We start from the raw sequence: 19785 nt of genomic DNA, 5'->3' as shown, positions 1-19785 counted from the left end.
ATTACGCTCATATAATAGCGAAAGGTGTAATAACATGAAAAATATAGGGGTGGTGTTATGATACTTTTAACGATAGGAGCAATTTTGTTAACGTTGTTTATTTTCTTTATTATCGGCTTTATTACGTTTATGATGTTTGTTGATAAGGCGACACCTCAAATATATTATACACCTTGTGAATCAGTGACAGTGAAAGCTAAAGGTAAAGATAGAAGGAAGAAAAGTTGAATGTTGGCTTTTCTTCCTTCTTCTATTACATCCCCGAAATAACTAACAACAATAACCCAAATAAAGAACTAATAAAGTTTCACTTTACAAGAAATGAATCTATTACATTGTATGCTTGTTTTGTAGAGTGCCCGTTATATTTTTCAGTGTACGGATTTAGAAATCCATGTTCACCGTGTAGTTGTTGTATTTCTAGTAAAGGATTTTTTTGTTGCTGCAATGTTTGAATTAAAGAGGATACTGAAAAACTAGCTTCTTTTTCAGGAAATATAAGTAGTGTAGCGCATGTAGGCTTTATGTGAACATAGTCGCGTATACGAGAACCGTAACATCCGATGATAAAATCTATTTTCGGATTGTTACTACATAGCCATGAGATGGTAGCTCCAACACTAAAGCCGATAAGTCCAATATGTGTATAATTGCTTGAAAGGGTATTGATGAATGCTTCAATTTGGTCTTTTCCATCATTAAATCCAATATGATTTACAAAATGTTCATATGCTTTTTCTTCATCACGATAATGAAATGCGTGTTGTAAGTGCAGAAGATTAGGACAGAATACGTCAATATGAGATGAAGTAAATTGCTCGGTAACGTGATGCATATGGTCGTTCACACCATATATTTCATGAACAATAACGAGAGCTAATTTTTCCTTCATAGTTATATTGTGCCTCTTTGAAACTTAAATTCTTTCTCAACAAGGCAAATACGCAGATGGAAGTTTTCATACCATTGCTCACGACCTCTTTTTTTCGCTTCTTTATGTAAGGCGTTCTTCTTCCAATTTTCAATTGCATCAAGTGATTCCCAATAAGAAATTGTTATTCCGAGCCCAGAATTACCTCGTGCACTTTCTACACCTAAAAATCCAGGTTGTTGCTTTGCAAGTTCCTCCATTGTTTCGGCAACGGTATTATAGTCTGTTGTATCATTTGATAAATTAGAAGTGAATATCACAGCATAATAATGACTCATTTTTTGTGAAGTATTTTTCATATACATTCCCCCTTTAATAAGTATTTTAGCATGTAAAAAAGAAAAGAAGCACGACGCTTCTTTTCTTTTTTACGCTGTGAATTTTAATCCAGCATATATTTTACGACCCTTTTTTTGAATCCAACACACTTGTGCATTTTTCTTTTGAATATTACGTTCTTCCATTGTTACTTGTATAATTTGGTCAATCACAAGAGGGATGTTCGTTTGTACTTGGCACCCACCTGTACTATAGTCGATAATGGTCGCTTCAATCGGCATCCCATTCATATGCAATGTTCCAGGAGACATCAGTTGCTCACGTATATGTTGCCTGCGAAATTGTCTTGGTGCTTTTTTTGTGTTTTTTATGAAAGATGCAATTGCTAGTGTAAGAAATGCTTTATCGTACACCTTTTCCACCCGGTCATTAACCGGTTTACTAAATAGATGAAGAATGAGTTTACAATATTGCTCATGGGATACATCATCAAATGATACACCAACTTGTACAGAACTTTCTTGTCTCCGAATCCATTTTTTTGTACTATAAATCTTTTCTACCTCGCCAAAAGATAGCATATAGGAAGATAGACTTGATAAAGTTTCAAATGGAATGGAGGAATCTAATTCAAAACGTGCCCCCGTTTCACTAATATCAAGGATATTGCAAGAAATGATCATATCTTCGGCATATAAAGTACCTGGTAAATTTACTACGAAACGTTCTGAATTTCGAAAACGCGGTCTTTCAAATGCTACAAATAGTGAAGTGACAATAGCTATCCCGTTGTATAGTAACCAGAAAATGTTAATATATAAGCTCTCTCTTTCAATATAATATTGCTCAGGGTATAAGAGCATAAGTGTTGCTCGAATAAGTGCAATAATTGTTAAAATGAGTAATATGAGATGAGGGATGCTTGCAATCCATAAAAAATGCCTTGTATTATTTTGAACTCCCTTTCTTGTCACATGAAATTGAAACTTTTTACGTAAGAAAATTTCTGATAAAATAGCAAATCCCATATAAGGAGCCATAGCAACTTCGTACACATGACTCCACGTAGTTGTTCGTTTTTTATTAGAAACAGCTTTGAAAATAAGCTGTGATGTTAAAAAGGCAGGTGCCCAGAACATAAATAAGTGCATGAAATTAATTTCTAAACTATAAATATCAAATACTAAAAATAATAGCGGTGCTAATAAAAATATCATTTTATAAACACCGAAAAACCAATAATGAATTCCATCTGCATATAAAAGACGCTGCATAAAAGATAATCCTTTTATAGTGAAAGGATTCCATTTTTTTACGACTTGAATGTTCCCTCTACACCAGCGGTCCCGTTGTTTTAATAAATCACTAAATGTTTCTGGGGATAATCCAACAGCTAGTGTTTCATTGACAAATATAGTCTCCCATTTGTTAGCTTGTAGTAGCATACCAGTTGCCATATCTTCAGTAATAACTCCAGTCGCAAATCCTCCAATTTCTTCAAGCGCGGTGCGGCGAAATAGGGCGTTACTACCAACATACATCGTAGCATTAAAGCGATCTTTCCCTTCTTCTAACTGGCGCATAAAGAAATCTTGTTCATTGGCGATGTTATCTTCAAAAAACAAATTATATTGGAAAGGATCAGCATTATAAAAAACTTGTGGTGCTTGAACGAATACAACATTATTTTTAGAAAAATATCCAATCGTTCGCTCTAAAAAGTTAGCTCGTGGTATCATATCGGCATCCATTGTTACGATAATATCACCTTTTGAATGAAGCATCGCATGATTTAAATTTCCAGCTTTTGCATGCTTGTTTTCGGTGCGAGTTATGTGATGAACAGAAAAATCTGCCGCAAGTTGCTTTACACTTTCACGGCGCCCGTCGTCACAAATATAAATGTTTAGTAACTCTTTTGGATAAGTAATCAACGTACAACCAGCTACAGTACGTTTTAACAAATCGATCGGTTCATTGTAAGTGGCAATAAATATGTCGACAGTAGGTAGTTTTTCAAAAGTGGATAATGGTACTTCTTTCCGTTTATATGGTTTCCATGAAACAATGCTAAAAACGATAGATTGTAAGTAACCAGCCCATTCTGTAATTAACAATATAATACCAGCGATAATACTTATGAGATTAATAGTTGGTAACGAATAAAAAGTTCGCCAAATAAGATAAATAGCATTACAAATGAGAAATAGAATAATAAGTAATTTTTTTGACCATAAATATTTGTGTGCAAGGGCGTAAGTAATAATGATTACGAAAAAAATAATACCTAAACCTTCGTATATAGAGAGGCTCATACAATTCCTCCTTTATGTATAGAGTGGGAAATAGAAAAAAATTTATATTATTCATCTATAAAGATTTGATTATTTCCAGAGTATAAAATATCACAAAATATAGGGTTAGAGTATAAAATTTACATTTTCTTATTATAAGCTTAAAAAATTAGAAGAAATAATAGTTGTATTTTTGATTCATAAGAAAAATGCCACTTCAAAAGAGAAGTGGCATTTCTTATATTTCCTCTAAGCTATTAACTGGAACAGTTAATTCGCGTCCTGGGTTTTTTACTTCATATATGCGGGCGGTTTCATTGCTTTCATCGACGTGTTGAATCATAACAGGCATGCCTTGAAAACTGACATTGGCTTGTTCCGCTGACACAGAAAGCTCTATTGCACGTTGTATATTCATTTATATTCCTCCCATCATTATTATCTTTGCTAAAAAAGAGGAATAATATACCATTTTGAGACATTCTTAAAGTTTTTGTATTATTTGTAATGTTTCTTTAATAAATGAAGAAAAGATGGAATTAGGATAACCATCCATCGTTTGAACTGCTTCTTTTGCTTCTTTCAGAGCAGCCGTTTTATCTTGAAGTTCTATATGACACAGGGCACGATATGATCCAGCTGTTAATAACCATGACTGATCAAGTGGATGACTCATATAATCTGGAATGTTAGCACGTTTTAATGTTTCCAAAGCTTCCTCGTAACGTTTTAAACCATACAGAGATTTTCCTTTTTCAAGATAATACAATCCATCGTCTTGAAAAATCGGTACATCTTTTAGTTTTTCTCGGAATTGTTCTAAATGTTCTAATGCAATTGTATATTCATTCGTAACGGTATTGTAGTAATAAGCTTTTAATATATCTATATTTGCAGCGGATAAAGTATCTTCTGTAAAAATGGCAAATTGCTCCGATTTTTTTATGTAATATAAATATCGTTCTTTATCGGTTGTAATGATTTTTTGATAAGATAAAATACGGTAAAATTCATCTGTTTTATAATACACTTGATGTTTTTTTGAAAATGCAAGTGCATCTAAAATGATTTTTTCACATTTTTCATAATTACCATATGCGAGTAAAATAATTGCTTCTTTTAAATATAATTGTATATGTGTAATAAGATCCATTTCTAAATTCTTCGTTTTATATTCATCGCGAATTCTGCTAATCAACTGTAAACATTCTTTATATTTTTTCCGTTTGTAGAGCATATAGTAAAACAGTAGTTTCGTTTCAGTACTTTCACGATACAAAGTATATTTTTCAAATATAGAAACAGCTGTTTCAACGTAATATTCAATATTGTAATCGTTCATAATGGCCGCTCCAGTTATGAACTGTTTATATAAACGTGCTGTGTTTAAAGTAAGGGGTAGTTCTTTTTGAACGATAGGTAGTAAAGTCTTGTATACTTCATCGCATTTATTTGATTTTATTAATGGCTCCATTTTTTGAATGAGTTCCACAATTTCTTCTTCATCTTCTTCTAATAAAAAGCTCGTTTCACATTCAAGTTTTTCCGCAATATATTGTAATGTTTTCATAGAAGGTGTAGCTTTTCCATTTTCAATTTGACTAAGCATACTTTTTGTCAGTTCCGAACCTGCCAGTGCTGTTTGCGTAAGCTTTTTTTCTTTTCGTAATGCTTTAATTTTTTCACCGAGAGTTGCCATATAATTGCTCCTTTATATTTAAAAAGTTTAATTGTATTTAACTTTTTGTTGTGAAAATTGGAAAGTTGATTATATAATAAGTTTAACACAATTTAACTTTTAAGGGGAGAGAGTCAAAAATGGGAGATATAAGTATAGGACAACATGATTCAAGAATGAAGATTGCAACTAGAAATATCATTTTAATGATGATTGGAAAAATGACGTCTTTATTAGGCGCAGGTATTTATACGTTCGCAATGGGGTTATATGTATTAAAGACTACTGGTTCAGGGATGGGGTTTGCAATTACGCTCGTTTGCGGATCACTTCCAAGGATGATCTGTGGCCCAATTGCTGGTGCTGTAGCAGACCGTGTGAATCGAAAATGGCTTGTCATTGGTACTGATTTATTAAGTAGTTTAACGATGCTTAGTATGTTTATTCTTGCTACTATATTTGGGCCATCACTTCTTTTTATTTATATTTCAGCAGCATTATTATCAATTTGTGCAAGTTTTTATTCTGTTGCATTAACTTCGTCTATTCCGAGTTTAGTAGATGAAGGACGTATTCAAAAAGCGAGTGCTTTAAATCAAACGGCGGCTTCTTTATCAAATATTTTAGGACCGATTATTGGCGGAGTTGTATATGGTTTCTTTTCAATTAAATCGTTTTTCCTATTAAATAGCATTACGTTCTTTTTAGCGGTTATTTTGCAATTATTTATCGTATTTGATTTATATAAAAAAGAAGTGGCTGAAAGTACAGAGCATTTCTTGACGAGTATAAAAGAAGGTTTTTTATATGTAAAAAGACAACGTGAAATATATGGTTTAATGAAAATAGCATTGTGGGTAAACTTTTTTGCGTGTGGTCTAACAGTTGCACTTCCGTACATTATCGTCCATACATTGCATTTATCTTCAAAGCAACTCGGTACTGTAGAGGGAATGTTAGCAGTCGGGATGCTAATGGGAGCGATTGCTTTATCAGTGCGTAAAGAATTGAATAATCCGTTTCGTTCTATTTATACTGGACTGTTTTTGTTTGCAGGTTTAAGTTTATGTACAGTCTTTCCGTTGTTAGTTGTCATTCCAAAAGTAGCAAGTTTTATTTACTATATTGCTTTTATGATGTTAACTGGTATAGCAATTATGATTGTAAACATTCCAATGCAAGTACATATGCAAAAAACGACAGGTCCGAGCTACCTAGGGCGTGTGTTTGGCCTACTTGAAACAATTGCGACTGCAATCGCACCACTTGGTATGATTGTATATGGACTACTATTAGATATGTTGCCAACTAGCATTGTTATGATGACAATAGGCGGAGGGTTATTGTTAGTTGTATTAGTTGGAGTAAAGCAACATATGGCGAAAAAACAAGTAGATGTGTCCGCTTAAAAATAATAAAAATTTGACTTATCATTATAAAAATGACTAAATTAGTATTTTAGTTTTTGAAACTCTTTTTCATGTATGTTAAAGTAAAGTGAGCTTGCAAAGAAAAGGAGACAACAGCATGAAAAAATTAAGTTTTGTTATGCTTTTTCTATTAATCGTAATGGCTGGATGTAGCAATTATGACACATATATTGAAACAGGTATGCAATCATTGAAAGATGAAAAGTATAGTGATGCAACAATGTGGTTCGAAAAAGCAGAAAAAGAGAAATCAGGAAATGAAGCGAAATCATATAAAGAAGTTGCTGAGAAAATGGATCACGGGGCAACAGTATTAAAAGACGGTAAGTATTTAGAAGCGAAAGACATTGCAAATGAAGTGTTACAAAAGAAAAAAGATGATGCACTTGAAAAAGCTGTAACATCAAATGCAGAGAATATGCTTCAAAAAGCAAAAGATGTAGAAGAGAAAGTGAATGAAAGAGTAGCAAAGCGTAGAAAGGTAGAAGAAGAAGGAATCGATAAAATTATTAAAGCTGTCGATAGTATAGATGAAGTGAAAGAAAAAGAGAAGAAAGTATCAGAAGCATTAGATAAGGCTGAAGAGGCGCAAGCAAAAATTGAGGCAAAGAAAAATAAATAGATTTATAGTGTAAAAGGCTGTCGTGCATAACGACAGCCTTTTAATTTTTTGTTGCAAATGAATGGATGCTCTGTAGTAAAAAAGTAATGATTTTAGAATTCCATCTGTCCTCATGATGAATCGTATAAATATTACGTTGAAATTCAAATTCTGGGATTGGTATATAGCATAGCTCATTTCGTTGTATTTCTTGCTCAATAGCAAGTTTAGAAATAAAGGCAATTCCATTACCATATTTTAAAATTTGTTTCATCGTTTCTAATGAGTCTAATTCAATTTCTGATTGGAATGTAATGTTATGAACTGACATCCATTTTGTAAGTAAATCTCTCGTTGTAGATGGATTACGATGCAATAGTATGCGTTCCTTTTCGATATTTTGTAACGATACATTTTCTTTCTTTGAAAAATGATGTTCTTTGGAAAAGGCAAGAACAAGTGTATCAGGTATTATATTCGTTTGTTTTAAAAGTGGTTCATCAAATGGAGCAGCGGAAATTATCCCAAAATCGATTTCGTGATTTTGTAGCATCATTCGAATTTCAGGGGCTGTTTTAACTAGTAGCGTTATTTTTATATTGGGAAATTCACATTGAAATTCATGAACGACTTCTGGCAAAAGATAAGTCGCTGGTACATAACTAGCGCCGATTGTTATAGCACCTTTATTAAAATCTTTAAACTCTTGCGTGACACGTCTAGCTTCTTTCATAAGTGCATCTATTTTAGAAGCATAATGGTGCAAAGCCTCACCAGCCTCTGTTAAGAAATACCTTCCAGAACGTAATTCGAATAAAGACACACCGAGTTCTTCTTCTAAGCTTTTTATATGAAATGTAATAGTTGGTTGTTTAACGCCAAGTTTTTCTGCAACAATTGTAAGCTTTTTGTATTTCTTAATAAGTACTACAATTTCTAATTTTAAGAGATTCATTATGAATTGCCGCCTTTTTTATTTTAACTATAGAAAAAATCTATAGAAATAAATAGTTTATTAGAAGTTTTTTAATTTAATCTTTACAGTACATTAACATTCAGTATAAATCTTCCATATAGAATGAAAGCAGGTTAAGAATGAGGGGAGAGAGGTGAAGCAATGGATATTACTATTAGTGGATTAGAAAAGAACTTTGGAAAAACACAGGCGTTAAAGCCGTTGCAGATTGTAATGAAACAAGGGGAATTCACTACACTTTTAGGACCTTCGGGGTGTGGGAAAACGACTTTACTTAGAATGATAGCAGGGCTTGAAGAACCGGATAAGGGAGAAATATATTTTGGAGACCAGTGCATGTATTCTGCTGCAAAAAAGATAAAGACACCTCCTCATGAACGGAATATCGGTATGGTATTTCAAGATTTTGCTTTATGGCCGCACATGACTGTTTTTGACAATGTTGCATTTGGTTTAAGGGCTACAAAGCAAACAAATCATTTACGAGAAAAAGTAGAAGATGCGATAAAGCGAGTTCGCCTGCAAGGTATGGAGAAAAGGTATCCACACGAACTTTCTGGTGGACAGCAACAACGTGTCGCATTCGCTAGAGCAATTGTAACAAAACCTCATTTTATTTTATTTGATGAACCGCTAAGTGCACTCGATGCAATTTTGCGAGAAGAAATGAGAATAGAGCTTATGGATATCGTTCATTCCATTGGTTTAACTGCACTGTATGTCACTCACGATCAAACAGAAGCAATGTCAATGTCAGACCAAATTATTGTCATGAAACAAGGAGAAGTATTACAAAAAGGAACACCGGAAGATATTTATGTGAAACCGTCTCATGAATTTGTTGCCAAATTTGTTGGTAAGGCGAATTGGCTTGTAGAGGGTAAAAAAATGGTTCGTCCAGAGCATGTGAGCTGGACGAAAAATGAAGTGTGCGAAATGTATACAGGTGAAATTAAGCACGTTACATATGTAGGAGAACGGTATGAAATAAAAGTAAACATGGGGGCACTCGGAATATGGACAGCTTATCACAATAGTAAATTAAGCATCGGTAAACCAGTATCGTTATATGTGCCAAAAAAATGTATTCATCATATAGGGGGAGAATCGTATGAAGAAATTCAGTTCGCTTAAGTCTTTATTTATATGTACTTTATTATTTTCGGCTGTAGTAACAGGGTGTAGTTCAAAGACAGGCAATGCAGATGCAAAAAGTAAAAATACGAATGAAAAGAAAATTGTTGTATATAGTGCAGGGCCAAAAGGGTTAGCAGAAAAAATTCAAAAAGACTTTGAAAAGAAAACAGGTATAAAAGTAGAAATGTTTCAAGGAACAACAGGTAAGATTTTAGCGAGAATGGAAGCTGAAAAGAAAAATCCAGTCGTTGATGTAGTCGTACTTGCATCATTACCAGCGATGGAAGGATTAAAGAAAGAGGGTCAAACGTTAGCTTATAAAGAAGCGAAACAAGCTGATAAGCTGCGTTCTGAATGGTCAGATGATAAAGGACATTATTTCGGGTATAGTGCTTCAGCATTAGGGATTGTGTACAATACAAAAAATGTGAAGACAGCGCCTGAAGATTGGAGCGATATAACGAAAGGGGAATGGAAAGGAAAAGTGAATCTTCCAGATCCAGCACTTTCAGGTTCAGCTTTAGACTTTGTAACAGGATATGTGAAAAAGAATGGAAAAGATGGATGGAATTTATTTGAACAGCTTAAGAAAAATGAAGTTACAGTAGCAGGAGCAAATCAAGAAGCTTTAGATCCAGTAGTAACAGGTGCGAAAGATATGGTAATTGCAGGTGTTGATTATATGACGTACAGCGCAAAAGTAAAGGGTGAACCGGTTGATATCGTATATCCAAAAAGCGGAACAGTTATTAGCCCACGTGCAGCGGGGATTATGAAGGATAGTAAAAATGTAGAGGGTGCAAAAGAGTTTATTGATTATTTATTATCAGATGATGTGCAAAAACAAGTTGCTAAAGCGTATTTATTGCCAGGTAGAACAGATATAAAAGCTGAAAATAGACCGAATGTAGAAGAGATTCCAGTATTAAATATTGATTGGAAAACAGTTGAGAAAGAGCAAGATGAAATAGGAAAACAATTTAAGAAAGTATTTCAATAAGATGGTGATTCCATGGTAAATCGATTCATATCAGTAAGACAAGTTGGAATGACGGTAGCGTTATTACTTGTGGCGATGTTAATCGTCATTCCGCTTTTTCTCATTTTATTTTCTAGTATATATGAAAATAGCAGCTGGAACTTTTTAAAGCCTTTTGAAGTGATGCAGAGTGGTGGATTAGCTGGGATTTTTCTAAACTCGATGCTTCTAGGTGTACTCGTTGTAATAGGAGCTACAATATTTGCATTTCCATTGGCGTTTATTATGAGCAAAACAGATGTAGGAAAGTATAGTAAGTTAGATATTGTTTTTATGATTCCATTTATGACACCGCCGTATATTGGATCAATGGGCTGGATTTTGTTCATGCAACCTAACGGCTATTTTGAACAATTTTTTCCGATGCTAAAGACAGTTTCATCATCGTTTTTTAGTTTAGGAGGTATGGTCTTAATTATGAGTCTGCATTTATTCCCATTCCTTTATTTCATGCTGAAAAACACGTTACTTCAGATTGGGAGTAGTAAAGAAGAAGCTGCAGCAGTTCATGGCGGAAGTTTTCTCTATCGTTTAAGAAAAATAATATTGCCGTTATTAGTATCAAGTTATGTAATGGGTGCTTTACTCATTTTCGTAAAGACGATTGCTGAATTTGGAACACCGGCTACATTCGGACGTAGAATAGGATTCCACGTGTTAACATCAGAAATCCATAAATTTATTTCGAGTTGGCCAATTGATTTTAGTAGTGCAACAGCATTATCTTCTTTATTACTTAGTGCTTGTATGCTCATTTGGTATATGCAAAATGTATTGAATCGAAAGTATTCATATGCAATGGTTAGTGGAAAAGGTGTGAAATCTAAAAGATATACTTTGTCTATATTTACGCGCGTTGTAGCATGGATGTATGTAATTGGTTTATTAATCGTATCAATTGGAATTCCATACTTTTCTATACTGATTGCTTCTTTGTCAAAATTAAGAGGCGGCGGTTTACATGTAAATAACTTTACAACAAGCCATTATGAGGCATTGTTTACAATGGGATCTCCGGGATTAGAGGCTTTATGGAATAGTTTTCTTTTTTCACTCGTAACAGCGATTATTGCGGTAATGATTGGAGTCTTTTTGGCACTTATGATTCGAAAGGGGAAAAAAAACTCTGAAAAATGGCTCGATATGTGCGGTATGTTACCCAATATGGTACCAGGAATCGTTATGGTTGTAGGTCTTATTCTATTTTGGAATTCACCATATATGCCCCTGTCAATTTACAATACACCAGTCATGGTTATCGTAACGTATGTTGTGCTGTTTTTACCTTACACGGTGCAATATGTAAAATCATCACTCGGACAAATTGATGATTCTCTCATGCAGGCAGGAAGTGTTTTTTCGGGAAATTATATTTATATTTTTAGAAAAATAATATTGCCTCTTATTATCCCAGGCATTCTTGCTGGATGGGCGATGACATTTACAATTTCGATAAGAGAGTTAGTAGCATCGCTTCTCGTATTACCTCCATCAGTAGAAACGTCAGCAACGTTTATTTTTGCTCAATTTGAACAGGGTGAAGTATCTATAGGCATGGCGATGGCCGTTGTTTCTGTTGGACTTACAACAATGTGCTTATTACTGCTACAACATATGGAGCAAAAGCGAAAAGGGGTAGCATGATGAGGATAGAAGTATGGGGTGGGGCAGGAGAATACGGTCGCTCCTGCTATTTTGTAAAAAATAAAGAGACGAAAATAGTATTTGATTGTGGTATTAATCGATCTTATGAGGATAGTTATCCAAAAATAGAGAGAGAAGCTGTTCCATTTTTAGATGCGGTATTTTTATCACATATTCATGAAGATCATACGATGGGTTTACCTTTATTAGCGAAGTATGGATATAAGAAAAAAATTTGGACGACTCGTTATACGAAGGAGCAACTGCCGTTATATTATGAAAAATGGAGAAACTATAATGTGATGCAAGGGTGGAATTTACCTTATAGCGACCAACACATAAAAGATTTAAATTATGTATGTATTGATGAGATTAGTAATCCAAATGAATGGATACAAATTACTCCTACATTGCGGTTTCAGTGGGGATATAGTGGGCATGTATTAGGAGCTGTTTGGTTTTTAGTTGATTTGTGTAATACATACGTGTTCTATTCCGGCGATTATTCAGCAGAGTCTAATATACTACGAGCTAATTTACCTGAGAAATTGGGCCACAATATAAAAGTTGCAATTGTAGATGCCGCTTACCACACAGATGATGTTTCGCAAAATGAAAGATTAGATGATCTATGTGCAGAAATTGAGCGAGTTATGCAGAATAAAGGAATAGCATTGCTACCGCTGCCACAACTTGGTAGGGCGCAAGATATAGTATTGTATTTATATGAACGATATAAAGAATTTCCGCTTATAGTAGATAAAGAAATTTTGGCTGGATTTGAAGAGATGTTCATATATAAAGATTGGATAAAAAATAATGAAGAACTTAAATGGATTATGGAGAGTTTAAAAAGAAACATAATAGTGATGGATAATGACATTAGTATGCAAAATAGTTATGGAATAGTTGTAATGAGTGATGCGAATATGCAAACGAAACGAGCACAGTTATGCTATGAACAGCTTCGGAATGAAAAACGTAATTCCGTTATTTTTACTGGGCATATTGCGAAAGGGAGTTTTGCAGAAAGAGTTATGAAAGAACATGTAAGGAGTACATGTAGGGTGAAGCGAGTTCCGTATAAAGTTCACCAAAGTATAAAAGACGTTAAAGAGATGTTAAATACATTATTACCAGAACATACGGTGCTAGTGCATGCTTTGAAAGAGGATACGGATCGATTACAACAAAAGCTAAGTACAGCAGGATATGAAAATGTATATTCACTTGCAATGGAACGTATAGAAGTCATTTAAAATGTAAAGGGGATAGGTATATGAAAAAAGTATTTGTATTCGTAAGTATTTTCTTTTGTTGTTTTCTTTATAACGTTAAGGAAGGGTTTGCTGCTAGTCCAATGAAACCTAGTTTTGAAGTAAAGTTATTATTGAAGCCAGAACAAGTATTAGGTTATAACAAAGAGATGAAGCAAGAGGTGCTAGAACATTTCCAGGCTGGTACAAAATATGAAAGAATACAAGTACAATTTTTAGATACTGCAAATAAAAGTTTAAGTGATGAAGGTTGGTTTGCTAGAATTCGAAAGAAAGAATTTAGTAAAGATTTTGAACTAACATATAAAAAAAGATATCCTATTCAAAATGGTGTAATTCAAGATGCACTAGAAGTAGCTAAAAAAGAAGGATTCGATAGTAATACGGATAGTTATGAGGCGGAAATAGATTGGGGATTTGAGAAGAAAACATTAAGCATTTCAAATAAGAAAAGCTACAGTGCTAAAGGATATGGGATACTTGATTTACCAAATGAACAAGCTGCTCAAAACATGTTAATAGAAAAATTACCAGGGAAAATGAACAAATGGTTGTATACAAATTGGGGAGAAGAGATGTTAAAGAATTCCCGTATTTACGGTCCTGTATTGATGAAGCGATATACAGGAGAGTTTGAAAACATAAAAGCAAATATTGAAATTTGGCCATTAAGTAATACTGGGAAATTAGAAGATGACTTCGTAATAGAAGTGTCATTTAAAACAAATGAAGAAAGTATTGCGACAAAACAAAGGGAATTATTAATGGCGAGTTTAGAGAAAAAAGGCTGGTTGTTACCGAAAGATAGTTTGAAGACAGAGCTTATTTTTCAGTAAATAGTAAAAAGGAATCCATATGCCATGGATTCCTTTTTATATATGAGTATTAAGCTAAATCATGTACAGAGATAATAAAGTTGTTTAATTTACAATAAAGTCATTTAAAAAATAATATAGTTGTTTAAAAATCCTTCTTCTACTAACGAGGCAGGTTAGTGGAAGAAATAGCAAGTGGGTTTAACTAGGAGAAGTGTCGATGACATTAAAGAAGACACCGAGGTGTCTTCTGTTTTTTAAATTAAAAATATCGATAAATTAGGATTTATTTACTTAACATTATACTTATTTTCGGACCGAGGCATCTAATCGGTGAGTATATACAAACCAAGTAATGCTTGCTGTTAATAATGTTGACGAAATTAAAGCTGTAAGAACACTATATGTTTGCCAAATAAGTATCGTTGACCAATCGAAGGCAAAAAACATTATACACTGGGCAATCGTAGCGATTAGGAAAATAATTGTTACGATTGTTCTCTTTTTTGTCATTGGCTGCTGCTCATTCGTTTTCCTTTTTCTTAATCCTAAGAAAAATAACAGAACGGCTAATAGGCAAAGAATAATTGTGGTAGACGACAAAATGATGTCCAAAAGCTGTGTGCCGCTTATCTCATATGACTGAGTTAGATTGCCGTTTAATATATTTTTAACTTTTAGTACCAGGTTTATATTGGTATTTGCGCCGTTGCTCAGTAAGCAGATGGCTGTTCTTTCATTTGGCAGTATGGCTACTTCGGTACTAAAATTTGGATTACCCCCAGTGTGTTCTATAAACGTTTGTTCGGCGTTTACCGACCAACCTGCCGCATAATACATATCATTGACAGCCGAAACAGACATATCACCCCTATGTGATTTTTCGATAGCCCTGTGAAATATTTCGGGTATGTCCTGCACAATACCCATCTGTATGCCCATCCAACGCGCCATATCTTTTGTATTAGAAATGATATAGCCGGCAGGTTTATTCCCAGCATAATCCGGAGCGTTAAATGGAGTTGTTATAAAAAAGGAAGAACGGTAGCCCTGTGCTAACTGTCCAGTGGCTTGAGCATCTTCTTTATAAACATACGTCTGGTGAAGACCTAAGGGTATAAATACCTGTTCCTTCATAAAGTCTTCATAGCTTTGTCGTGATACAATCTCAATAACCAAACCCAATACGTCATAATTAACGGTTCCATAGTTATATTGTTCACCGGGAGAGAACGCCAATTCTGCATCTACCAGCTTTTCCACGGTCTTTTGCAACATATCAGGCGTATTACCTTGTGGAATATTTTGAATATGTCTAATATTTGTTAGGCCGCTGGTATGGTGAAGAAAGTTATTTAGTGTAAGGTTTTGCATATCAACAGGTTTACCTTGATACTTTAACGTAAACCAAGGTAAATATTTTTGGATAGGGTCAGTCATTGATAGCAGCCCTTGCTCTTCCAATAGCAAAATCCCCATACCAGTAAAAGCTTTACTCACCGAGGCCAACTCATAGAGTGTATTTTCACTTGCAGACAATCCCTTTTCAAGATCCGCATACCCAGAAGAAAAGTAGAACACTTCACCATCAGCAAGTATTGAGATTGACATTCCAGGCACACCTGATGTACGACGGGCATCATCTAGCAATGCTTGTATTGCCTCAGATTTCGAATCTGACAACGCATAACTTTGTGTTGCGAATCCTGGGAATAATATAAATATAGTTAATACAAAAACAATAGTCTTTTTCATACACTCTCCTTTTGAAGAATTATACGGATATAAATAACTTATTTTTATAACTATAAACTAAATTCTAATTTATCTTTCTATTTACCTATATAATATGAAATAATTGTGAAGAGTTACACTTAAACTAACGGGGGCGTTAGTTCAATAAGAAGTAAACAACTGTATTATTCATTTTTTAAGCATTACATAAGCAGATGGATATAATTTGAAACAACTTTAAAGAGGCTTGCTGCATATAGAATGTAGTAAGCCTCTTATCTTTTTTAGTCAAAATTCAATAACTTTATTATCACTATACAAATCAGCTGACACGAACATATCACTATTTTGAAGATTTTTAGAGCGTAAACTATAAGCAACTACCTTCTTTTTATATTGTTTTACAACATCAACATGCTCTTCATGACTGTAAATATAAAATGTGAAATCTTTTTTACCACGTTTTGCATTGATAATTAAAGGAGTGCCTTCATTATGGGGTGGTGCATAATAGCGATCTAAAAATAAACCTTCGTTAAAATCATGAATAATTTTTGATTTCTGTTCGCCTTCTACGTTATTTCCGTGAATTGTAATAGTCACATTCTCTTCTTCAAGTTTTGGATGTGTTTCGTACTTGCTAATAATGGATTCAATAACAGTGTTAGGAAGGCTAGAAACGATAATTTTAAATGCCCCAAATACAACTAACATTACAATAAACCAAGTCGTCATAGTAATCATCCCCTTTATTCTATTTAATAATATAACTCATATGGTAATAGTACATATGGTGAAGTTTTGTATAATTTGTGAAAAATATGCCATTTTTACGAATGAAATATTAGAAAAATCAATTTTGTTACAAAAAGTTGAAATTGAAGTATTTTAAAAGAAAAAGGTTTATAATAAAAATATAACTAATAACCACATTACTAATTATAAGGAAGTGTAACTATGAGTACTGTAGCAATCGTATATGGTATTATTCTTTCCACAATTATTGTTTTGTTTTTTGTTGGGGTTTCACGTTATATTCATAAATGGAAAGAAAGCGTTGCGAAATTAAATCACATTGAAGAAGAACTTAGTGATTTAATGTTACATCATGGTAAATAAAAAGATAATTTTTTAACGAAACAATGTGAAGAATATCACAAAACATGCTCTCATCATGAAAGCATGTTTTTTTGTTATGTGAATGTTAGACATATTCATGAGATTTTTTTCGTGCAATACAGTGTGAAATAAAATAATAATTCTTTATGTGTAGGAAGAGTTATTCTATTTTGTATAATTTTGTAATTTAGTTCGGTATAATTATGATATAGAAGGAAATTTGTTAGAGGAGGTACATTGTGAACATATTAAAGATTATAGGAATTGTTGCAGGAGTGATCATAGTAGCAGTTATAGTTTTCTTTGTCATAATGAAGTATTATTTGTCAAAAAAAGATTCTGATTACGTATTAACGTATATAAAAGAACATAAAGACGATGAGACATGTTCATTACTGATTAGAAAAAATGGTGAGGTATTAACATCTATAAATGAAAATAAAAAATTGCCATTAGCGAGTACGGCAAAAATCGTAATAGCAGTTGAATTTGCTAAGCAAGTGTCAGAAGGAAAAATAAGTCGAGATGAACAAATTTCATTGCAGGAGCTAGAAAAATATTACGTTAAAAATACTGATGGTGGAGCGCATCCTACCTGGTTAGAAGATGCCAAAGTGAGAGAATTAGTGAAAAATAGACAAATCGCTTTAGAAGAAGTCGCTAAAGGAATGATTCATTATAGTTCTAATGCAAATACAACATATTTGTTAGATAAGCTTGGAATAGAAAGAGTAAATGAAAGTATAAAAGAGTTAGAGCTTACTAGTCATGATAAGTTCACTTCTTATACGGCTGCACTATATATGAGAGGATACGTAGAAAAAGAACTTCATGTGCCAGAAAATCAGTCATTAAAAACGTTACGTAACATGTCAAAAGATGAGTATAATAAACATGTGTTACAAATTCATGAATGGATGAAAGATGAAGAAGAATGGAAAAAACGTGAAATTCCATTAAAGGTAGATATGGAATTTCAGCGAATTTGGTCAGATCGATTAGTGAGTGCAAACGCTAAAGATTATATGAGTATAATGGAAAAAATAAATAGTAGAAATTATTTTCCTAAATTAATGCAAGAAGAAATCGAGAATATTTTCAAAGGAACAGTTAATAATAGTAAGTTAGAATTTGCGGGGCAAAAAGGTGGATCTACCGCATTCGTATTGACCAAAAGTTTGTATAGTACAGATAAGAAAGGTAATAAGATAGAAGCTGTCATTATGTTTAACGATATAGAAAATCAAGCTGTATATCAAAAGCTGAGAAATAATATAAATTATTTTATTCAAGATGCTATAACAGATGAAGAGTTTAGAAATAAATTATAATGAAATAATTTTATTATGTAAACAACATGCTATTAAAGGTAGGTATTGAGATGAGGTTGAATGAGTATATGCTTGAAACGTTTCCGAATTTAGAACTTAGACCACCTCTATTTTATAATTGGGATATTGGTATTCGTTTTAGATTAGGTGTGGACTATGATTGTAATAACATTTATGAAAATTGTCTATATTTAGAAGGCGTTTATAAAAGGACGATTACTTTATTTCAGTCTTTACATTCAACAAAAGATGATATTTATATTGTAGTGGATGTAAATGACCATGCAAACGGTGAAACTTTCAAACAGAAATTGAATATCTTTTCTAAGTATGTCAAAGAGAAGTCCGATTTGTTTAAGTTACAGAAAAATACAATCCCTTATGTTTTTCCAGATGAAGATGAAGATGGAGCATATAAAACACATAGATATACTTTGAAATGTGAAATCTCTGACTTTACATACATTCCTATGCTAAAAGCAATTTGTAATCAAGATATGGGAATAAAACCGAGTATTTTTCATAGGGTGTATTTTATAAATGTTAACAAGAATACTATATTTCACGTTTATGATGATAGAGGTTGTGATGTATTAGCTATCTCTCCTGATACAATTAGGGATATTTATAATACATATAATGATTGGATATTAGAATACGATAGAAATAAAATTGATAAAGTATTTAATTGGATGTAGTCTATTTTAATTGAGGGAAATACCATATGAGGTGTTTCCCTTTTATTAATATGAAAATCAACATTTAAATTTGACAGTACTTATAATAAAGGTAAAGGGATTTGATGGTAATGTATTGAATTTGGATAAAAACGGAAAAGGGAGATGAATAAATGACGACAATCTATTTCGTTCGCCATGCCCACTCTACATATACAAAAGAAGAAAGGGAACGACCTTTATCTGAAAAAGGGCACTGTGATGCAGAGAATGTAACGCATTTATTAAAAGATAAACATATTGATGTTGTTATTTCTAGTCCGTACAAAAGAGCGATCCAAACTGTACAAGGAATTGCGAATACATATAAATTATTAATACAAACAGAAGAAGATTTGCGTGAAAGATTATTGAGTACAGAGCCAGTAGCAGATTTTAATGTTGCTATGCAGAATGTGTGGAAAGATTGGAGTTTTGCATACGAAGGCGGAGAATCGAGTGATGTCGCACAAAGGCGCGCTGTAATATGTATGCAAAATATATTAAAACAATATGAAGGTAAGAACATTGTAATAGGTACGCATGGGAATATTATGGTATTACTAATGAATTATTTTAATTCGAAATATGATTTTGAGTTTTGGAAAACACTTCATATGCCTGATGTGTATAAATTAAATTTTGATAAAAATCGCTTCATTTCTGCTGAAAGAATAGAGAAAACAGGTCATCGGTTAAATATTTTGTAAAAGTTTATCAAAAAAAGAGGAAACAGAGAAGTTATTGTAGAAGTATGACTTTGTAACATAAAAAATATATGTTA

At 33.1% G+C, this 19785-nt stretch carries 21 protein-coding genes; 13 read left to right on the top strand and 8 right to left on the bottom strand.

Features of this window, described 5'->3' with window-relative positions:
* Positions 1-57 precede the first annotated feature (57 nt).
* Positions 58-228, top strand: coding sequence for a DUF3951 domain-containing protein (locus N2V92_RS26410; RefSeq protein ID WP_000602229.1), 171 nt, complete (start codon positions 58-60; stop codon positions 226-228).
* Positions 229-307: 79 nt separating this feature from the next.
* On the opposite strand, the gene N2V92_RS26405 is transcribed toward N2V92_RS26410, so the two are convergent.
* From N2V92_RS26405 to N2V92_RS26385, 5 genes are all read right to left on the bottom strand, one after another.
* Positions 308-892, bottom strand: a complete 585-nt coding sequence (locus N2V92_RS26405; RefSeq protein ID WP_000660112.1) for a dienelactone hydrolase family protein — start codon at positions 890-892, stop codon at positions 308-310.
* A 2-nt stretch (positions 893-894) separates the two neighbouring features.
* Positions 895-1230, bottom strand: a complete 336-nt coding sequence (locus N2V92_RS26400) for an antibiotic biosynthesis monooxygenase family protein (protein ID WP_000799455.1) — start codon at positions 1228-1230, stop codon at positions 895-897.
* Positions 1231-1299: 69 nt separating this feature from the next.
* On the bottom strand, positions 1300-3525 hold the full coding sequence (locus tag N2V92_RS26395; RefSeq protein WP_000059018.1) for a glycosyltransferase: 2226 nt from the start codon (positions 3523-3525) through the stop codon (positions 1300-1302).
* Between the two features lie 217 nt (positions 3526-3742).
* Positions 3743-3922, bottom strand: coding sequence for an H-type small acid-soluble spore protein (locus N2V92_RS26390; RefSeq protein ID WP_001025734.1), 180 nt, complete (start codon positions 3920-3922; stop codon positions 3743-3745).
* Positions 3923-3988: 66 nt separating this feature from the next.
* Entirely contained in the window at positions 3989-5203 is a 1215-nt protein-coding gene (locus N2V92_RS26385; protein WP_000212346.1) for a helix-turn-helix domain-containing protein, read from the bottom strand.
* A gap of 119 nt (positions 5204-5322) precedes the next feature.
* On the opposite strand from N2V92_RS26385, the gene N2V92_RS26380 reads away from it, so the two are divergent.
* Together N2V92_RS26380 and N2V92_RS26375 are read left to right on the top strand one after the other, a co-directional pair.
* Positions 5323-6591 (top strand): MFS transporter, encoded by a 1269-nt coding sequence (locus N2V92_RS26380; protein ID WP_016077896.1) that lies wholly within the window; start codon positions 5323-5325, stop codon positions 6589-6591.
* A 118-nt stretch (positions 6592-6709) separates the two neighbouring features.
* Positions 6710-7234 carry a DUF4398 domain-containing protein gene (locus N2V92_RS26375; protein WP_000736418.1) on the top strand — a complete coding sequence of 175 codons (525 nt, stop codon included), beginning with the start codon at positions 6710-6712 and terminating at the stop codon, positions 7232-7234.
* Positions 7235-7274: 40 nt separating this feature from the next.
* Here the strand turns inward: N2V92_RS26375 and N2V92_RS26370 are convergent, their stop codons facing one another.
* Positions 7275-8168 carry a LysR family transcriptional regulator gene (locus N2V92_RS26370; protein WP_001050620.1) on the bottom strand — a complete coding sequence of 298 codons (894 nt, stop codon included), beginning with the start codon at positions 8166-8168 and terminating at the stop codon, positions 7275-7277.
* A gap of 162 nt (positions 8169-8330) precedes the next feature.
* Between N2V92_RS26370 and N2V92_RS26365 the strand changes: the two genes are divergently transcribed.
* Genes N2V92_RS26365 through N2V92_RS26345 form a run of 5 tightly spaced genes read left to right on the top strand, consistent with a single transcriptional unit; the run spans position 8331 to position 14122 of the window.
* The gene (locus N2V92_RS26365; RefSeq protein WP_000355535.1) at positions 8331-9323 is read left to right on the top strand and encodes an ABC transporter ATP-binding protein; all 993 of its coding nucleotides are present in this window, start codon (positions 8331-8333) and stop codon (positions 9321-9323) included.
* Positions 9301-10326: an ABC transporter substrate-binding protein gene (locus tag N2V92_RS26360; RefSeq protein ID WP_170264786.1), complete on the top strand. Its 1026-nt coding sequence runs from the start codon at positions 9301-9303 to the stop codon at positions 10324-10326. Before N2V92_RS26365 ends, N2V92_RS26360 begins: the two co-directional genes overlap by 23 nt.
* A gap of 12 nt (positions 10327-10338) precedes the next feature.
* Complete coding sequence (locus N2V92_RS26355) at positions 10339-12009, top strand: ABC transporter permease (RefSeq protein WP_000248135.1); 1671 nt, start codon at positions 10339-10341, stop codon at positions 12007-12009.
* Positions 12006-13268, top strand: coding sequence for an MBL fold metallo-hydrolase (locus N2V92_RS26350; RefSeq protein WP_033669464.1), 1263 nt, complete (start codon positions 12006-12008; stop codon positions 13266-13268). The genes N2V92_RS26355 and N2V92_RS26350 overlap by 4 nt, the downstream gene beginning before the upstream one ends.
* A 20-nt stretch (positions 13269-13288) precedes the next feature.
* Positions 13289-14122 (top strand): hypothetical protein, encoded by an 834-nt coding sequence (locus N2V92_RS26345; RefSeq protein WP_016077893.1) that lies wholly within the window; start codon positions 13289-13291, stop codon positions 14120-14122.
* Between the two features lie 285 nt (positions 14123-14407).
* Here the strand turns inward: N2V92_RS26345 and N2V92_RS26340 are convergent, their stop codons facing one another.
* Together N2V92_RS26340 and N2V92_RS26335 are read right to left on the bottom strand one after the other, a co-directional pair.
* Positions 14408-15856 (bottom strand): serine hydrolase domain-containing protein, encoded by a 1449-nt coding sequence (locus N2V92_RS26340; RefSeq protein WP_016077892.1) that lies wholly within the window; start codon positions 15854-15856, stop codon positions 14408-14410.
* A gap of 267 nt (positions 15857-16123) precedes the next feature.
* Positions 16124-16570: a YfmQ family protein gene (locus N2V92_RS26335; protein ID WP_000214590.1), complete on the bottom strand. Its 447-nt coding sequence runs from the start codon at positions 16568-16570 to the stop codon at positions 16124-16126.
* Between the two features lie 40 nt (positions 16571-16610).
* Between N2V92_RS26335 and N2V92_RS26330 the strand changes: the two genes are divergently transcribed.
* From N2V92_RS26330 to N2V92_RS26310, 5 genes are all read left to right on the top strand, one after another.
* Complete coding sequence (locus tag N2V92_RS26330) at positions 16611-16727, top strand: hypothetical protein (protein WP_002011946.1); 117 nt, start codon at positions 16611-16613, stop codon at positions 16725-16727.
* A 65-nt stretch (positions 16728-16792) separates the two neighbouring features.
* Positions 16793-16954 (top strand): hypothetical protein, encoded by a 162-nt coding sequence (locus N2V92_RS26325; protein ID WP_000108702.1) that lies wholly within the window; start codon positions 16793-16795, stop codon positions 16952-16954.
* A 239-nt stretch (positions 16955-17193) separates the two neighbouring features.
* A complete protein-coding gene (locus tag N2V92_RS26320; protein WP_016077891.1) occupies positions 17194-18285 on the top strand; it encodes a serine hydrolase in 1092 nt (363 codons plus the stop codon).
* 68 nt (positions 18286-18353) lie between these two features.
* Positions 18354-18983, top strand: a complete 630-nt coding sequence (locus N2V92_RS26315; RefSeq protein WP_000894372.1) for a DUF3885 domain-containing protein — start codon at positions 18354-18356, stop codon at positions 18981-18983.
* 152 nt (positions 18984-19135) lie between these two features.
* Positions 19136-19711 carry a histidine phosphatase family protein gene (locus N2V92_RS26310; protein WP_000208260.1) on the top strand — a complete coding sequence of 192 codons (576 nt, stop codon included), beginning with the start codon at positions 19136-19138 and terminating at the stop codon, positions 19709-19711.
* Positions 19712-19785: the final 74 nt, after the last annotated feature.

The sequence above is a fragment of the Bacillus sp. CH_48 genome (assembly GCF_038008465.1).
GTDB classification, from domain to species: domain Bacteria; phylum Bacillota; class Bacilli; order Bacillales; family Bacillaceae_G; genus Bacillus_A; species Bacillus_A thuringiensis_S.
This window is presented reverse-complemented; position numbering and strand designations above follow the sequence as displayed.

Bases quoted from the DNA above. Each gene is read 5' to 3' on its own strand.
- N2V92_RS26410 (WP_000602229.1), top strand. From the start codon at position 58: ATGATACTTTTAACGATAGGAGCAATTTTGTTAACGTTGTTTATTTTC.
- N2V92_RS26405 (WP_000660112.1), bottom strand. From the start codon at position 892: ATGAAGGAAAAATTAGCTCTCGTTATTGTTCATGAAATATATGGTGTG.
- N2V92_RS26400 (WP_000799455.1), bottom strand. From the start codon at position 1,230: ATGAAAAATACTTCACAAAAAATGAGTCATTATTATGCTGTGATATTC.
- N2V92_RS26395 (WP_000059018.1), bottom strand. From the start codon at position 3,525: ATGAGCCTCTCTATATACGAAGGTTTAGGTATTATTTTTTTCGTAATC.
- N2V92_RS26390 (WP_001025734.1), bottom strand. From the start codon at position 3,922: ATGAATATACAACGTGCAATAGAGCTTTCTGTGTCAGCGGAACAAGCC.
- N2V92_RS26385 (WP_000212346.1), bottom strand. From the start codon at position 5,203: ATGGCAACTCTCGGTGAAAAAATTAAAGCATTACGAAAAGAAAAAAAG.
- N2V92_RS26380 (WP_016077896.1), top strand. From the start codon at position 5,323: ATGGGAGATATAAGTATAGGACAACATGATTCAAGAATGAAGATTGCA.
- N2V92_RS26375 (WP_000736418.1), top strand. From the start codon at position 6,710: ATGAAAAAATTAAGTTTTGTTATGCTTTTTCTATTAATCGTAATGGCT.
- N2V92_RS26370 (WP_001050620.1), bottom strand. From the start codon at position 8,168: ATGAATCTCTTAAAATTAGAAATTGTAGTACTTATTAAGAAATACAAA.
- N2V92_RS26365 (WP_000355535.1), top strand. From the start codon at position 8,331: ATGGATATTACTATTAGTGGATTAGAAAAGAACTTTGGAAAAACACAG.
- N2V92_RS26360 (WP_170264786.1), top strand. From the start codon at position 9,301: ATGAAGAAATTCAGTTCGCTTAAGTCTTTATTTATATGTACTTTATTA.
- N2V92_RS26355 (WP_000248135.1), top strand. From the start codon at position 10,339: ATGGTAAATCGATTCATATCAGTAAGACAAGTTGGAATGACGGTAGCG.
- N2V92_RS26350 (WP_033669464.1), top strand. From the start codon at position 12,006: ATGATGAGGATAGAAGTATGGGGTGGGGCAGGAGAATACGGTCGCTCC.
- N2V92_RS26345 (WP_016077893.1), top strand. From the start codon at position 13,289: ATGAAAAAAGTATTTGTATTCGTAAGTATTTTCTTTTGTTGTTTTCTT.
- N2V92_RS26340 (WP_016077892.1), bottom strand. From the start codon at position 15,856: ATGAAAAAGACTATTGTTTTTGTATTAACTATATTTATATTATTCCCA.
- N2V92_RS26335 (WP_000214590.1), bottom strand. From the start codon at position 16,570: ATGACGACTTGGTTTATTGTAATGTTAGTTGTATTTGGGGCATTTAAA.
- N2V92_RS26330 (WP_002011946.1), top strand. From the start codon at position 16,611: ATGGTAATAGTACATATGGTGAAGTTTTGTATAATTTGTGAAAAATAT.
- N2V92_RS26325 (WP_000108702.1), top strand. From the start codon at position 16,793: ATGAGTACTGTAGCAATCGTATATGGTATTATTCTTTCCACAATTATT.
- N2V92_RS26315 (WP_000894372.1), top strand. From the start codon at position 18,354: ATGCTTGAAACGTTTCCGAATTTAGAACTTAGACCACCTCTATTTTAT.
- N2V92_RS26310 (WP_000208260.1), top strand. From the start codon at position 19,136: ATGACGACAATCTATTTCGTTCGCCATGCCCACTCTACATATACAAAA.